The organism is Bartonella sp. AP21QHHD (assembly GCF_042196205.1).
Taxonomy (GTDB): domain Bacteria; phylum Pseudomonadota; class Alphaproteobacteria; order Rhizobiales; family Rhizobiaceae; genus Bartonella.
On record NZ_JBHIPT010000112.1, the window covers coordinates 1 to 14,640 of the forward strand.

Sequence of the window (14,640 nt, forward strand, 5' to 3'; positions counted from 1 at the left end):
TGGGGATGAAGAAGTGAAATCCATTTGGCTTAAGCCTAAAGCTGCGACCAGAAAAGAGAGGCAGATTGAGGTGGCAAGAGCTGTCACCAGTCCCGCAAAGATTGCGGACCATGAAATGGGTGTGTGAAAGAGTGAATATTTTTCTTCTAGAGTTGTTTCTCCTAAAAAATTCGTATCAAATGGTGTGTTTTCAGGAATGCGAGTTTCCATGTTTTATCTCCTTGAATATGCTGGAGATACAATGCCTTTTTGCTAATTATGTTCCAAAAGGGATAAAGATATGCGCCAAAAGGAATAGGAAAGATCTAAAGCTAAGATCGAGATCATCATGGTGGGGCATTTTCTTTTGAAACTTCGTTTAAAGCGCGTTCATAGAGAGTTTTTGTTGATCATAAAAAAGGGGGGTGAAAACGACAAGGCATGTCTATAGGGCTTTATGAGGTCATTATAATATAGATGCTGTTTTGTTTATATTCTTTCATAAATTTGAATTTTTATCTCATGACAATGTTTTGGTTGATAAACATATGATAAGCGTTACGAATGGGAATATATTTATGTTTCATAAATAAAAGCACATTTTGTATAGAGAGATCTTTCTTTGTGTTTTCGCTATTGTATTCTTTTGACAAATGCTTTTCTTTTTGATTGTATCAAAAAGTTTAAAGAGAGATCTTGTTAGGATATAAAATGTTTCGTTCAACTTTTTTTAAAAATCGTGAAATCTATGGACCTCTTTGTATTGGCTTTGATCCGAGCCATAAAGTTTTGCAATCGTGGAAACTAAGCTTTGATTATAAAGGTCTAAAAGATTTTTGTGATATTCTCTTAACAGCAGTTGTTGGTAAAGTGGGTATTATAAAGCCGCAAGTCGCATTTTTTGAATTATATGGTGTGGAAGGTCTTCAAGCTCTCAAAGAACTGATTGAAAATGCACACGAACAAGGCATATTGGTTCTGGCGGATGCAAAAAGGGGGGATATTGGCTCTACTGCTGAAGCCTATGGTAAGGCTTGGCTTGGTCCAAGTAGTGCGTTCAAGGTGGATGCCATGACAGTTAATCCTTTTTTGGGTTTTGATGCTCTTATTCCTCTGATAAAGGTTGCAGAAGAAACAGGAGCAGGGGTTTTTGTGGTTGTTCAGTCTTCTAATCCAGAGGGGAAACAAATACGAAATGCGCTTATTGGTGATCAGACACTCTCTCTTCATCTTGCACAGTGTATTTGTGATTATAATAGTCAGTCTTCGGTTATTTATCATAATATTGGCCCCATAGGTGCGGTTATAGGAGCGACATTAGGATCTGAATCAAAAGACACAATCGAGCAGTTAAAAAATAGTCTGTTTCTCGTTCCGGGTATTGGCGCTCAAGGTGGAACAATGACACAACTAGCAAATCAATTTCCACAAAGACTTTGGCAGAATGTTATTCCCTCTGTATCACGCTCTATTACAGATGCTGGACGAAATATTGTTGATTTAAAAAATGTTATCAATCATTTTGCAGAACAAGCGCAAAGCACACTGATGTCTTGAGGATTTTTGCATCTGTAATAAATCTGAAGAATTCTGAAAGGGAGGGCTTTTGAGGGGGATGCTTCCGATTTATCCAGAATCAACAGTCGCTTTGAGGTTTCTTTCAACAAGCACAGATGTCTTTTCATTGAATGTTAAGCGGGCATTTCATGTTGAGCGGGGGGCTATGTTCCTATTGAAAATGCAAATATTTTCAGTAGATTGCCTTAAGGGTAAAGGTTTGCATCTTTTAAAAGCAAAAGCTTATGTATATTGTTACCAGTTTCCAGTTGATAAAGTTATTGCAGCGTTTGTTTCTATAAGATAGACACACGTTATCGGTGAATATATATTGTTGTTAGAGAAAAATATGTTATCAAAACAAGAAAAAACCAAAGCCCGTTTACCCCGGGGTTTTGTTGATCGTACAAGTGCACAGTTGTATGCAACTGAAACAATGATTGCGCAAATTCGTGAAGTTTATGAACTTTATGGTTTTGAAGCACTGGAAACACCAATTTTTGAATATACAGATGTGCTGGGTAAGTTTTTACCGGATTCAGATCGTCCAAATGCAGGCGTTTTTTCGCTACAAGATGATGATGAGCAATGGATGTCTTTGCGCTATGATCTTACCGCGCCTCTTGCTCGTTATTTTGCCGAGAATTTTGAAGTTTTGCCAAAGCCTTATCGCAGTTATCGTCTTGGCTTTGTTTTTCGCAATGAAAAACCAGGTCCAGGGCGGTTTCGGCAATTTATGCAGTTTGATGCGGATATTGTTGGAACACCAACGGTAGCAGCTGATGCCGAAATTTGTATGATGGCAGCCGATAGTTTGGAAAAACTAGGGTTTCAGCATCATGAATATGCCATTCGTCTGAACAACCGAAAAATTCTCGATTGTGTTTTAGAGAAAATTGGTTTGGGGGGAAATGAGCAGGCTGAAAAGCGCTTAACTGTCTTAAGAGCAATTGATAAGCTGGATAAATTTGGTTCTGAAGGGGTGCGTTTGCTTTTGGGAAAAGGGCGTTTGGATGAAAGTGGTGACTTTACAAAAGGGGCGGAGCTTAAGGATAAAGAGATTGAGTGTATTCTTACCTTAACTGCTGCTGGAGCTGAAACAGCAGAAGAAACGCTTGAGGCTCTTAAAGAAGTGGTTGGTGATCATATTCAAGGGCGTGAGGGAATTTGTGAGCTTGAGGAAATGCAAGCAATTTTTGCCGCAAATGGCTTTCAGAATCGTATCAAGATTGATCCATCGGTGGTGCGTGGACTGGATTATTATACAGGTCCTGTCTTTGAGGCTACGTTGCTGTTTGATGTTTTCAATGATGATGGGCTGAAAGTTGTTTTTGGCTCCGTTGGTGGTGGTGGGCGCTATGATGGATTGGTGGCACGCTTTCGTGGTGAAAACATTCCAGCAACAGGTTTTTCAATCGGGGTCTCACGCTTGATCGCTGCTTTGCAAAATCTTGGAAAGTTGCCTATGAAGGAGACAACAGGGCCGGTTGTGGTGCTGATGATGGATAAAGAGCCAGAGGCGGTTGCTGGTTATCAAAAAATGGTGATGCAGTTGCGTGGTGCGGGAATTCGTGCTGAGCTCTATTTGGGGGCATCGGGGATAAAAGCGCAGATGAAATATGCAGATCGACGCCAAGCGCCTTGTGTGGTTATCCAAGGCTCACAAGAACGTGAGAGCGGAAAAATACAGATTAAAGATTTGATTGAAGGGGCGCGTTTGTCTCATGAAATTAAGGATAATCAAACATGGCGTGAAAGTCGACCAGCACAAGTGACGGTTGATGAAGAAAAATTGGTCAAAACAGTACAGGATATTTTAGCCGCCCAAAAATGATAATGGTAAAAGTCTTTATCGAAGTGATTGTTCGAAATATTTTGAAAATTTGAAATTCAATTTTTAAAATTTGTGCTTTGCTCGTTTATACGTGTTGGTGCACGCGTTCAAAAGCGGGGTTTTGAAGTGCGTGCGGCATAAAAGAGAGATTTTTTAAGAGATAAATAAGCGCTATTTGCTATAAAACGTGCCCTTCTGAGGATGCGATGATAATGCGTTAAAATGAGCAAAAAAAATTGTAACGAACAAAAACTCTGAGAAAATTAAAGGGTTTCACGTAACGCTTCTGCAAAAGTTTATAAAAATATTGACAAGTTCATATTGGCTTCATCTTTGAATTCTCATCTATGAGTATCAAATCCTTTGATGTTCTCTTCTTGGACATTACAAAATCTAGCCTTATTGCAAAAGGAGGGAGAACTAGAGCGTTTTATCCTAAAAGACTTTTTAAGCTTCAAAAAACAATGAAATGACTTAAATCGAACAATTTTTTACAGGAGCATGTTTGGATGAATTGTAAGCTGCCATAATGGTAACTTACTGATAATATGCATTTTTCATAAAGTCAATTCTTTAACGGAGAAATGAAAATGGTCCAATATGATTTTACTCTGCTCTATGAACGAAATCCCTTTATTCTTGAAAGACCTGAGAATATTGGAAAATCATTTAAACTTCCTCCTTCAAATTTCGGATTTGAAGATCTTCCGCAAATTACCTTTTCAGGCGCCTCGTCGTGTCGGCGTATGATTTTTGGGTTATCATTTAGTGGTATGAAAGCATTTTTTGTGATGTTGTGGCAGGTAGGGAAAATGTTAGATGAGGGGGATGATGTGGACTTATGGTTTGATCAGATAACATTGGATCATGATATTCTTGAAGAATTTTTGACTTGCGATCTTTCAATTCAAGAACCAGAATATCTTAATTTTGAAAGTTTTAAAGAAGGTATCAAAGAATTAGAAACAAATAAAATTGTAGCGAAGGGGACAAAAAAAGATTGTTATTTCATCAATCCAGATATTTTTGGTCTTCCTGAATGTGATGAAGATTTTGAGTTTGATGAAGAGGAAGAGATAGAAGCACACTTTACGGTAGAATACCCGAATAAACAACTTCTTTAACCGTTTTTCTCTTAGAGAAAAATAAAAGCTTAGAATAAATAGCTATGAGAACAGTAATGAGTCTGTTTATGGTATGTGAATTGGAATGTTTGCGGGATCTGTTTTGATTTAATATTCTCCATGAATGGTTCTTTATGCAGAGCGGTTTTTATGCCATATTTTCTTCTTTTTATGAGACATAAGTTAATTTGAACTGTGCACCTCTTCAAACAAATGTTTGATCTGTATTTTCTTTCTTGGTACTTTTGTGAACTTTGCAGTAATGATGTTCATAGCTCTTGTATTTTGGCGCGTTTACGAGAGGTATTTTTACTCTTTTTAATCGTTTATTCATATGCCAATCCCGCTTGCTAATGAGCAAGAAAATAGTTTTAAGGGATTCAATATAAGAAGGGATAAAATAAAACAATCTTATGATATTCGGCTCCTCTCATTCAATATGCAAAATTATAAATTATCTTTATAAATCAAAGTATTGTTTAATACAAAGTTTTTCTCAGTATGAGAAATTTAGCATTGATCTTGCATATTTCATCAATACGTTAGTCCTTGATGTTTCTGAGAGAGTTTTGCATGAATTTGCGCATTTGGCAATTGCATCCCCATTTTTTGATAGCGTGCAACAGCTTTTAACTCTTTGATTTTTTAGCCCCACAACGGGTCCAGATTTTTCATCAGCAATTTTTCAAACTTTTTCAAAGCAGTTAAAACATAAAATATTTATTGAAAAAATTATTGCTGTAATCTTTTCTCACAGAAGGCGTACAATCAACTTATCGTGTCTGTTTTCACGAATAGATGTTGTAAAAAGTCAACGACACAAATCTTCCTCCTCAGAAAATTTGTGTCGTAAAATTTTGTTTAAATAGACGATTGGGGGAATTAGCTTTTCAAGGCTTTTAAAACATGTTGTGGTGAAGAAACTTCATAAGGATCTGTTGCACAATTATCTGAAAAACCTGCTTCTTCGAACCATTGTTCAACCACACCATCATTAATAACAGCTGCGTAGCGCCATGATCGCATGCCGAACCCAACATTGTCTTTTGCAACCAGCATACCCATTTTGCGTGTGAATTCACCAGAGCCATCGGGAATTAACTTCACGTTTTTGATATTTTGTGCTTTTCCCCAAGCATTCATGACAAAAGCATCATTGACGGAAAGGCAATAAATTTCATCAATACCCGCTTGTTTAAATTCATCATAGAGCTTTTCAAAATCAGGCAGCTGAAAGGTTGAGCAAGTAGGGGTAAAAGCTCCAGGAAGAGAAAAAAGAATAACACGCTTTCCTTTAAAGTAAGCATCGCTGTTAACTTCTTGCCACCGATAAGGATTGTCTCCAGCCACTGATTCATCGCGTACGCGTGTGTGGAATGTTACATTGGGAACTGTTTTTTTCATCATCATGATGCTCCTGTATTCTTTTACGAAAATTTTGTTTTAAAACAGCCTTTGTATTTAAAAACATATGGTAAAAAGCGTTTTAAATAAAAGGGCTTCTTTAAAAACTCTTACTTCTAACGAGTGTGCAAATATTTCACACTTCCGTCAAGTAGAATTAATGGTCGACTTTGGATACTCTTCACCTTAAAATTATAGGAAAGAATATAAAGGTATTGATATGACCATAAAGACAGTTTTAACCACGGCTTTTGAGGGGCAAAAACCGGGAACGTCTGGTTTGCGCAAAAAAGTGTCTGTTTTTCAACAACCCCATTATGTAGAAAACTTTATACAATCTCTTTTTGATAATATTGGACCTCTTGAAGGAAAAATGTTGATTCTGGGGGGGGATGGGCGCACTTTTAATCGTACTATCCTTCAGATTGTGTTGAAGATGGCAGCGGCGCATGGTGTCTCTTGTGTTAAAATGGGAAGGGGCGGTATTCTTTCTACACCTGCTGTTTCGCATCTTATTCGTAAAACTCATGCCCATGGTGGACTTATTCTTTCTGCAAGCCATAATCCTGGTGGTCCAGAAGGAGATTGTGGTATTAAATATAATATTTCCAATGGGGGACCCGCTCCTAATTCTTTATGTGATGCTATTTTTGCAACATCGCAACGTCTTTCTTTTTATAAAATTCTTGAAGCACCAGATATTGATTTAGATAGGCAAGGTACGATCTTTATGGGAGCCATGCGGATTGATATTATTGATCCTGTCGCTGATTATGTTGCTTTGATGCAGGAGCTTTTTGATTTTGACTGTATTGCCAAGGCTGTTGCTCGAGGTCTTACTTTACGGTTTGATGCCATGCATGCGGTAACAGGGCCTTATGCCCATGAAATTTTTGAAAAATGCTTAGGATTTTCTGAAGGGACGGTGGTTAATGGTATTCCTTTGCCAGATTTTGGAGGCGGTCATCCAGATCCCAATTTGGTTTATGCTAAGGATCTTTATGATTTATTGATGTCAGAGCAAGGACCAGATCTTGGCGCCGCCTCTGATGGTGATGGAGACCGTAACCTCATTATTGGTCGTCAACAATTTGTCTCGCCTTCGGATTCTTTGGCTATTATGGCTGAACATGCACACCTTATTAAAGGATATCGAAAAGGTGTTGTGGGGATAGCGCGCTCTATGCCGACGGGGCGTGCTGCTGATCTAGTTGCGGAAAAACACGGATTAAATTTTTTTGAAACGCCAACGGGATGGAAGTTTTTTGGAACCCTTTTGGATGCGGGAAAAGTAACCTTTTGTGGTGAAGAAAGCTTTGGAACGGGCTCTCATCACATCCGCGAAAAAGATGGTTTATGGGCTGTCCTATTTTGGTTAAATCTTGTAGCGGTAACAGAAAAAACTGTCGCACAGATTGTTCAACAGCATTGGTCCACCTATGGGCGTTTTTACACGTTACGGCATGATTATGAAGAAGTCGAAGCAGATAAAGCTTTGGCATTACTAGAGCATTTGCGTGCGCACTTACCACATGCAGGAACTGAAATTTCTGGATTTTTCGTCAAAAAAGCAGATGATTTTACATATCATGATCCCGTTGATCAGAGCGTTAGCACGCGGCAAGGTATACGTATTTTTTTCGAGAATGGAGCAAGGTTGGTGGTTCGTTTGTCGGGAACAGGGACGCTAGGTGCTACTTTACGACTTTATTTTGAACAGTATGAAAGTGATCCGCGCAAACACAATTTTAATCCGCAAGAAGTTCTCCAACCTTTGCAACAGGTAGCACTAAAACTGTTAAACATACAACAAGCATTGGGGCGAGATCGTCCTGATATTATCACCTAAGATCATTGGAATGTTTTTTTGTAAAGGTATGATGATTGATCACATGGATGTGATTTTAGGGGTGTGATTTTATGTGCATAAGGGAGAGCTTAACTCTATTTTTAGGCGAGACTTGTTTTTTCCACCTTTCCATATCAATCGGATTCCTAAAACTGCGGGATTCTTAAAACTAAATGCTGTAGGAAATTATAATCGAGCATAATCGGATCATTTATGTCCAATGGGTTTGCTCAATGGCTTGATAGCAATTTTTGTTTAATAGGGGAATGTTTCTCATACAAAACAAAATACGATCATTGTTGCACATTTCATATGTTTGTTTTAAAGAATCTTCTCTCTCAAGACACTAAAAACGCATCTTATGCGTGTTGCTTTGAAAGGGATAACCGGCCATCCATCCATTGAGCAGCACCATTTTTACGCTTATGAGAGAGTAAGACGGCACCATTATTCACTTTGCCCGCTTTCAATGTTGGCTCTTATATTTGAGAGTATTTAGTATTTTGGATAATCGTTTTACACGGATTTTCCTACTTGTAACATGCAAACAAAAGGCTTTGGTTGTTTCAATGTAAAAGGGGTTGAGAGAATCTCAGCTTATTTATCGGCTTTCATTCAATATACAAAACCATTAACTATGATCATAAATCAGTCTGTTCTCTAACATTATGACTGTTATCTTTACTTAAATAAAAGGTTAAGTTGGGGACATCATTTTCTTGTTTCTCAATGCTGAAATAGTTTTTAGCTCTCTGAGAACGTTTTATTCAGAGATGTTCCTTTTCTAATTGTTTTGTTATCCATTCGTTAATTGCATTGGTGATGTATAAGAAAATGATTTTGATTAATTTATTAGAGAGAATGCAGTGAGTAAATTTTATGATATGCGGGGGGCTTATTTGAGTTGTATAATGATCAATCATTTTTATAAACTTGTGTATAGTATGTGATGATAGCATTCATGAATACAGTTGGCAGATGAGGATTGAAACAAAGGGAAACATTTTTCTAAAATAATGGACAATAAGCACTTCTTGCTTTATGACCAGTCATAATGAATGTTTTTTCTAAAAAAGGGAAATTTATGACCCAATATCCCAAATGTCCTCGTTGTGATTGTCTTTATACTTATGAAGATGGTGAAAATTTTGTGTGTCCTGAATGCGCGCATGAATGGCCACAAAAAAACGATGATACGGTTCTTGCCAATACTGTTTATGATGCCAATGGTCAGATTTTAACAAACGGAGATACCGTTATGGTGATAAAAGATCTGAAAGTAAAAGGCGCTTCATCTGTTTTAAAAGGGGGGACGAAGGTAAAGAATATTCGCTTGGTGGATGGGGATCATAATATCGATTGCAAAATTCCTAGGATCGGTCAGATGAGTTTAAAGTCGGAGTTTGTGAAAAAAGTTTAGGCATTTATCTTCTTGCAATTGTTTTTGCATTTCGTTGGTTTTCTATTTTTACATTCTTCTCTAATTGGGCATATTTTTCTCCAATGGGCTTCTTTTCTTGTTTCATAGATTACACCAATCAGATAGGAGCAATATGTTTTCCTTTATTGCAAAGCCATGTATCGCAGAGAAATAGCGACTCTTTCTTTTCTTTTAATATGGGGTTATGAGGGGACTGGATGTTGACTCATAAGCAACAATAAAAGTGTGCGCTTTATGAGAAAAACAACGCCGTAAAGTAGACAAACTTATTTCTGCTGAATTGAAAAAATATTCTCATTTTTTTATCAGATAATTTCTCAAACAACCATAATAGATCTGGCTTCAATGTATTTATTTTTTATGGGTAGTTACACCTTTTGCGTCATATTTATGGAAATGAGATTGAAAATGATAGAGGAAATTCTTGATTTTAAGAATGGAAAAAGGACGCTATGACCTTGATAAGGTCTTATTGCCATGCATTTTCCAGCTCTTAGTACTGCAACAGTCTCTTATAAAAGTGTACATAAGAGCTATTAAAAATAGTTTTTGTTATTATCCAGTTTGTGCTGTGTAAGCGGACGATTTTGATTGATGCAATAAAAACATAATTGAAATAAGAAGAATGTCAGAATTCTCATTGCAAGTTGCAAAATGTGATCTTTGTCGAGTGTCTGAAACAACATATTGATTTATAATAATAAATTAGCGTTATTCATATTGAATTAGAACCCCGAATAACGTGGGATTCTCTCATTTCAAATCTGTTCCATGTTGAATCAATTAAAATCACTTGCTTGCACACCACACGCGGGGCTGGCGTGTGGGTAAAAATGAGGAAAGAAAGGATTAAAAATGACTCTTATGAATCGTCTTAATGAAAGAGCTGTCGCATCATTAGGGGCTGGCAGATATGATGATGGTGCCGGCTTGCTACAAGAAGTATTTTGCGTGATTTGTCGTTGGAAGCACTGAGAAAGATAGAGCAAATGAGCACTCTATCTTACAATGTTTTCTTTTTTGGGTTTTCTTTTTTTTAACGAGGTCGTGTTTTCCTCGTTAAAATTGCATGACAAGATTATAAAACAAAATAAATTTAAAGTGCACATCCATGCATTGTACTTCTGTGTACGTATAAATTGGTTTATTGAAACAACTTATGCTCTTAAAAGGGCAGAAAGCTTTTTAAGGCATATGTGGAGGTGAAAGGTGAGTGAATGTATCATTATTGGACAGATTTTTTTAACAGTACTCTATTTTTATGGCTGCATGGCTTACTTCGAGAATTTCAGGAATAAAATGACGTAAGATCTTTACATTCCATGTTTGAGCGCTGTTGAAGAGGGGCAATCGGTGTGGTTATTTTACCTATTGAGGTCAATATTTATTGTGGCATGGCTTCAACGCCTAAAACTTCAGGGATAAAATGGCGTAAAAGATTTTCAATACCATGTTTGAGGGTTGCCGTTGAAGAGGGACATCCAGCGCAGGAGCCGCGCATATTGAGATAAACAATACCATTTTCAAATCCACGAAAAGTAATATCTCCACCATCATTGGCAACCGCTGGGCGGATACGCGTTTCAAGCAGCTCTTTAATGGTTAAGACAATATCAGCATCTTTTTCGTCATAAAATTCTTCGTTAAGGGCATGGGTTTGTGCTTGTGTTGTAGCGTTGGTAGTGATCACTGGCTCATTGGATAGAAAATGTTCCATGATTGTGCCTAAAATGACGGGCTTGAGATGTTGCCATTCCCCTTCTTTTTTGCTTACGGTGATAAAATCATAGCCTAAAAAGACACCATTGATATTGGGAATATTAAACAGTTTAGCCGCCAAAGGTGAGTTTTTAGCTGCTTCTTCAGGGTCACGAAATTCTAATACGCCCTCAGAAAGAACCACGCGTCCTGGCAAGAATTTAAGAGTTGCAGGATTTGGGGTGGTTTCAGTTTGTATAAACATAGATTCTCCTTTTATAATGAAGGCTTGGGAAGATCTTACATTGTAGAATATTATATTTTTTAGGCAATAGATCTAATATCTTCATCGGCAAGATTGCTAGGAATAACAATGACAGGGATTGAAAAAGCTGTTCCTTTATTCCCGATTAATTGAACAAGGGGTCCTGGTCCTTCTGTATGTCCACTGGCTGCTAAAACAATCAGTGCAATCCTTTTATCTTCGTCGATCAGTTTAGAAATCTCATCAATTTTTTTTCCTTCACGCACTACTATTTCTGTTTCAAGCGCATGGGTGGTGCGGACTTCACTGGCAATGTCTCCTAATATTTTATGAGCACTTTGCTTTGATTCTGTACGCATAACGTTGTTTACACCCAGAAAATGTTGAAATTCTACACTATCAACGACACAAAGTAATACCAATGTTCTACTGGTATTTTGGGCATGCTGTGCGGCAAACGCAACGGCACGCCGACACTCTGGTGTTTCATCGATAATAACTAAGTTTTTTTTCTTTGGTTCTTTTTTCGGATTTTGGGGTTTGGAAATCATGCACTTTCTCTATTTTGTACAAACGATTTTTTTGCTCTCTACAGTTTTTAGTTTTATTATTTTTATGTATCGTGCAAAAATCCAATAATTTCACGAATTTTTTTCATATTTTCTTCTGCGAGCATACTAGCACGTTTAGCGCCATCATGCAAAACAGAGTCGATATAATCATTTTCTTGATGAAGGCGACGTAATTCTTCTGTTATAGGGGCAAGCTTATGGACAACAAGGTCGGCTAGAGCTGTTTTAAAATGCGAAAATTGTTGACCAGAAAATTCTAAAAGAATCTTTTCTTTGCTAACTTTGGCAAAGGCGGCATAAATACCAAGCAGGTTATCAACTTCTGGTCGTTCTTTTAAAGCGGCAAGGGTATCGGGAAGAGGAGCTGAATCCGTTTTGGCTTTGCGTATTTTTTTTGCGATAAGATCAGCATCATCGGTCAAATTAATGCGTGAAAAATCTGAAGGATCTGATTTTGACATTTTTTTCGTCCCATCGCGCAAAGACATAACGCGTGTGGCTGTTGTTCCAATCAGTGCTTCTGGAAGAGGAAAAAAGCCTTGTCTTTTTTCTTCATCCGTTTGCATAGAAACGCCAAAATTTAATTCGGCAATACGCTGTGCATAGTCGTTGTTAAATTTTTGTGCAATATCGCGTGTGAGTTCAACATGCTGTTTTTGATCTTCGCCTACTGGAACATGCGTTGCACGATAGACTAAAATATCAGCAGCCATCAAAGTGGGATAAGCAAAAAGCCCGAGGGATGCTTTTTCACGATCTTTTCCCGCTTTATCTTTAAATTGTGTCATGCGTTGAAGCCAGCCAATGCGGGCAACACAATTTAAAATCCAGGCGAGTTCAGCATGTTGAAAAACACGTGATTGATTAAAAATAATATGTTTTTGAGGATCAATACCGGCGGCTAAAAAGGCTGCTGTCACTGTTCTGGTGGATTCGCGTAAAGTAAGGGGATCTGGGTTGACGGTGAGCGCATGCATATCCACAACACAATAGAGACAGTGATGAGAGTTTTGTAGTTCAACCCAATGCTGAATGGCTCCAAGATAATTGCCAAGATGTAAGTGACCACTCGGTTGTACGCCGGAAAAGACAAGTGGTGTGAAGGTATCCATAGGAGTGCTCTTTCTTCAATTAAGGTTATTCATTTTATTGTTTTTGACAAAGTATAGATATTATGAGCGTTTTTTCAAATTTTTAAGCGTGTGAAAAAAGGAACGGGTGTTGAATAAAAAATAGGCACTAAAATAGATCAAAAATATGCCAATCATGATCCCAGCTAAGGTGATCGCGCGCAAGAAAAATGATGCTTGTGAGGATAAAGGAAAAGACAAAAAACCAAACACATTCAATCCGTAATAGAGGGCTAGTGCACTCAAAAGAGTTGCCATCATGAGACATAATATTCGCTTTATCAGTTGGAAGTCGTATTTCCAATAACCGCGTTTGATAAGGACACTCCACAGCAAAAGGGTGTTGGCCCATCCAGAGGTAATTTCAGCAATAACAATGCCTCGTGCAGATAGAATAGGAAATAATGTTAAGGCGAGACTGATATTGATGAAAACGCAAATACCTGTAAAAATCATCGGTGTTTTGGTATCTTCATGGGCAAAAAAATTAGGAATAAAGACCTTAATAAGAACAAAAGCTGGAAGTCCTAATCCATAAAGTTCTAGTAATTGTGCAACATGGTGTGTTGATTGACTGGTAAATTGTCCTCGCTCAAAGAGCAAACTGACAATGGGAGTGGAGAGCAGCAAAAAAGCAATGGATGCTGGAAGTGTTAACAACAATGTTAATTCAATAGAGCGATTTTGTAAATGGTGGGTTTCTTTATGCTTTTTGCTCCGCAAAGCGCGTGTTAACTCTGGTAAAAGAACGGTTGCAACGGCAATGGCAATTACGCCTAAAGGCAATTGATAAAGACGATCAGCATACATCAAAGAAGAGACAGCACCCGATTGACTAGAAGCAATGTTGGTATTAATAAGCAAATTAATTTGCGTGATGCCACCTGTGATGGCTGCGGGGAATGCTAAAGTTAATAGCTTACGAACATTAGGACTTAAATGGGGCTGGCGGAAGGAAATTTTCATTCCACTTTGACGCAAAGCAAGGGCAATTAAGGTGAGTTGAAGAAGCCCTGCTGCCAATACACCCCAAGAGAGATTTAAGCCGATATGCCAAGCGTCAAGTTTATAGATCCAAGCATAGGCAAGCACACCAATCAGAATAATGTTTAAAAAGAGTGGGGCAATGGCGGCAATAAAATAGCGTCGCAGAGCATTAAGCATGCCCCCCATCATGGCAGCAAGCGACATGCAGGTTAAATAGGGAAACATGATTGCAGTAAAGTGAATTGTAGCGTTAAATTTTGTTGCATCTTCGGTAAAACCTGGGGCAATAATGGTTCGTACCAAAAAAGGCATACTCAGTTCCATCGCAATCGTTAACAGTAAGAGCAGCGAAAAGAGAACGCCAAAGACTTCTTCTGCAAATTTGCATGCCGTTTCGTGACCTTCTTCAGTGATTTTTTTTGCAAAAAGAGGAATGAAAGCAGCGTTAAAGGCACCTTCAGCAAAAAAACGACGAAATGTGTTGGGAAAACGAAAAGCAGCGTTAAAGGCATCAGAAACAGGACCTGTCCCTAGGGCTGCTGCCATAAGCATTTCGCGTACGAAGCCAAAAATACGGCTCATGAGGGTTCCGGAAGCAACTGTTGCAATTTTTTTAATCAATGTCATAAAGATATATCAGCTTTGTTGTAAAAGAGAAGCGATGACAGGAGAAATAAACCGTTTTAAATCGTAAAAATCTGATCTCTATCCTAATCAAGGATACTTTTTGAAAGCGTTTTACGACGGTGTTTATCTTTCTGTCAACAATGGTGCTTGAAGACTTTTTTTATGCTCCTTGT

Annotated in this window: 11 protein-coding genes and 2 pseudogenes; 7 read left to right on the top strand and 6 right to left on the bottom strand. The window is 38.0% G+C overall.

All coding sequences use genetic code 11. The features are described from left to right. Window positions 1-210: pseudogene (locus ACFIMC_RS07615) on the bottom strand (DUF3792 domain-containing protein); the annotation flags it as partial. Window positions 211-690: 480 nt separating this feature from the next. On the opposite strand from ACFIMC_RS07615, the gene pyrF reads away from it, so the two are divergent. The 4 genes from pyrF to ACFIMC_RS07635 all read left to right on the top strand — a co-directional run bounded on the left by pyrF (window position 691) and on the right by ACFIMC_RS07635 (window position 4,494). Next, window positions 691-1,536 (top strand): orotidine-5'-phosphate decarboxylase, encoded by an 846-nt coding sequence (gene pyrF / locus ACFIMC_RS07620; RefSeq protein WP_375634394.1) that lies wholly within the window; start codon window positions 691-693, stop codon window positions 1,534-1,536. Window positions 1,537-1,585: 49 nt separating this feature from the next. Beyond that, window positions 1,586-1,843: a hypothetical protein gene (locus ACFIMC_RS07625; RefSeq protein WP_375681731.1), complete on the top strand. Its 258-nt coding sequence runs from the start codon at window positions 1,586-1,588 to the stop codon at window positions 1,841-1,843. Window positions 1,844-1,885: 42 nt separating this feature from the next. Then, entirely contained in the window at window positions 1,886-3,370 is a 1,485-nt protein-coding gene (gene hisS / locus ACFIMC_RS07630) for a histidine--tRNA ligase (RefSeq protein WP_375680974.1), read from the top strand. A 590-nt stretch (window positions 3,371-3,960) separates the two neighbouring features. Next, entirely contained in the window at window positions 3,961-4,494 is a 534-nt protein-coding gene (locus ACFIMC_RS07635) for a replication protein (protein ID WP_375618298.1), read from the top strand. 882 nt (window positions 4,495-5,376) lie between these two features. On the opposite strand, the gene ACFIMC_RS07640 is transcribed toward ACFIMC_RS07635, so the two are convergent. Continuing rightward, window positions 5,377-5,901 carry a peroxiredoxin gene (locus ACFIMC_RS07640; protein WP_375613588.1) on the bottom strand — a complete coding sequence of 175 codons (525 nt, stop codon included), beginning with the start codon at window positions 5,899-5,901 and terminating at the stop codon, window positions 5,377-5,379. Window positions 5,902-6,118: 217 nt separating this feature from the next. Between ACFIMC_RS07640 and ACFIMC_RS07645 the strand changes: the two genes are divergently transcribed. From ACFIMC_RS07645 to ACFIMC_RS07655, 3 genes and pseudogenes are all read left to right on the top strand, one after another. Beyond that, window positions 6,119-7,747: an alpha-D-glucose phosphate-specific phosphoglucomutase gene (locus ACFIMC_RS07645; protein WP_375613582.1), complete on the top strand. Its 1,629-nt coding sequence runs from the start codon at window positions 6,119-6,121 to the stop codon at window positions 7,745-7,747. Window positions 7,748-8,831: 1,084 nt separating this feature from the next. After that, window positions 8,832-9,167: a zinc ribbon domain-containing protein YjdM gene (locus ACFIMC_RS07650; RefSeq protein WP_375680975.1), complete on the top strand. Its 336-nt coding sequence runs from the start codon at window positions 8,832-8,834 to the stop codon at window positions 9,165-9,167. Window positions 9,168-10,043: 876 nt separating this feature from the next. Beyond that, window positions 10,044-10,124: pseudogene (locus ACFIMC_RS07655) on the top strand (DUF4102 domain-containing protein); the annotation flags it as partial. Between the two features lie 448 nt (window positions 10,125-10,572). Here ACFIMC_RS07655 and ACFIMC_RS07660 read toward each other — a convergent pair. The 4 genes from ACFIMC_RS07660 to murJ all read right to left on the bottom strand — a co-directional run bounded on the left by ACFIMC_RS07660 (window position 10,573) and on the right by murJ (window position 14,467). After that, on the bottom strand, window positions 10,573-11,151 hold the full coding sequence (locus ACFIMC_RS07660; RefSeq protein ID WP_273723704.1) for a NifU family protein: 579 nt from the start codon (window positions 11,149-11,151) through the stop codon (window positions 10,573-10,575). 59 nt (window positions 11,152-11,210) lie between these two features. Next, entirely contained in the window at window positions 11,211-11,702 is a 492-nt protein-coding gene (locus tag ACFIMC_RS07665; protein WP_375612177.1) for a universal stress protein, read from the bottom strand. A gap of 62 nt (window positions 11,703-11,764) precedes the next feature. Then, window positions 11,765-12,835, bottom strand: coding sequence for a tryptophan--tRNA ligase (trpS, locus tag ACFIMC_RS07670; RefSeq protein WP_375672044.1), 1,071 nt, complete (start codon window positions 12,833-12,835; stop codon window positions 11,765-11,767). Window positions 12,836-12,895: 60 nt separating this feature from the next. Beyond that, on the bottom strand, window positions 12,896-14,467 hold the full coding sequence (murJ, locus tag ACFIMC_RS07675; protein ID WP_273790944.1) for a murein biosynthesis integral membrane protein MurJ: 1,572 nt from the start codon (window positions 14,465-14,467) through the stop codon (window positions 12,896-12,898). Window positions 14,468-14,640: the final 173 nt, after the last annotated feature.

Coding starts and splice junctions, on each gene's coding strand:
- ACFIMC_RS07640 (WP_375613588.1), bottom strand. CDS start 5,901: ATGATGAAAAAAACAGTTCCCAATGTAACATTCCACACACGCGTACGC.
- ACFIMC_RS07665 (WP_375612177.1), bottom strand. CDS start 11,702: ATGATTTCCAAACCCCAAAATCCGAAAAAAGAACCAAAGAAAAAAAAC.
- ACFIMC_RS07645 (WP_375613582.1), top strand. CDS start 6,119: ATGACCATAAAGACAGTTTTAACCACGGCTTTTGAGGGGCAAAAACCG.
- ACFIMC_RS07635 (WP_375618298.1), top strand. CDS start 3,961: ATGGTCCAATATGATTTTACTCTGCTCTATGAACGAAATCCCTTTATT.
- ACFIMC_RS07650 (WP_375680975.1), top strand. CDS start 8,832: ATGACCCAATATCCCAAATGTCCTCGTTGTGATTGTCTTTATACTTAT.
- trpS (WP_375672044.1), bottom strand. CDS start 12,835: ATGGATACCTTCACACCACTTGTCTTTTCCGGCGTACAACCGAGTGGT.
- ACFIMC_RS07660 (WP_273723704.1), bottom strand. CDS start 11,151: ATGTTTATACAAACTGAAACCACCCCAAATCCTGCAACTCTTAAATTC.
- murJ (WP_273790944.1), bottom strand. CDS start 14,467: ATGACATTGATTAAAAAAATTGCAACAGTTGCTTCCGGAACCCTCATG.
- pyrF (WP_375634394.1), top strand. CDS start 691: ATGTTTCGTTCAACTTTTTTTAAAAATCGTGAAATCTATGGACCTCTT.
- hisS (WP_375680974.1), top strand. CDS start 1,886: ATGTTATCAAAACAAGAAAAAACCAAAGCCCGTTTACCCCGGGGTTTT.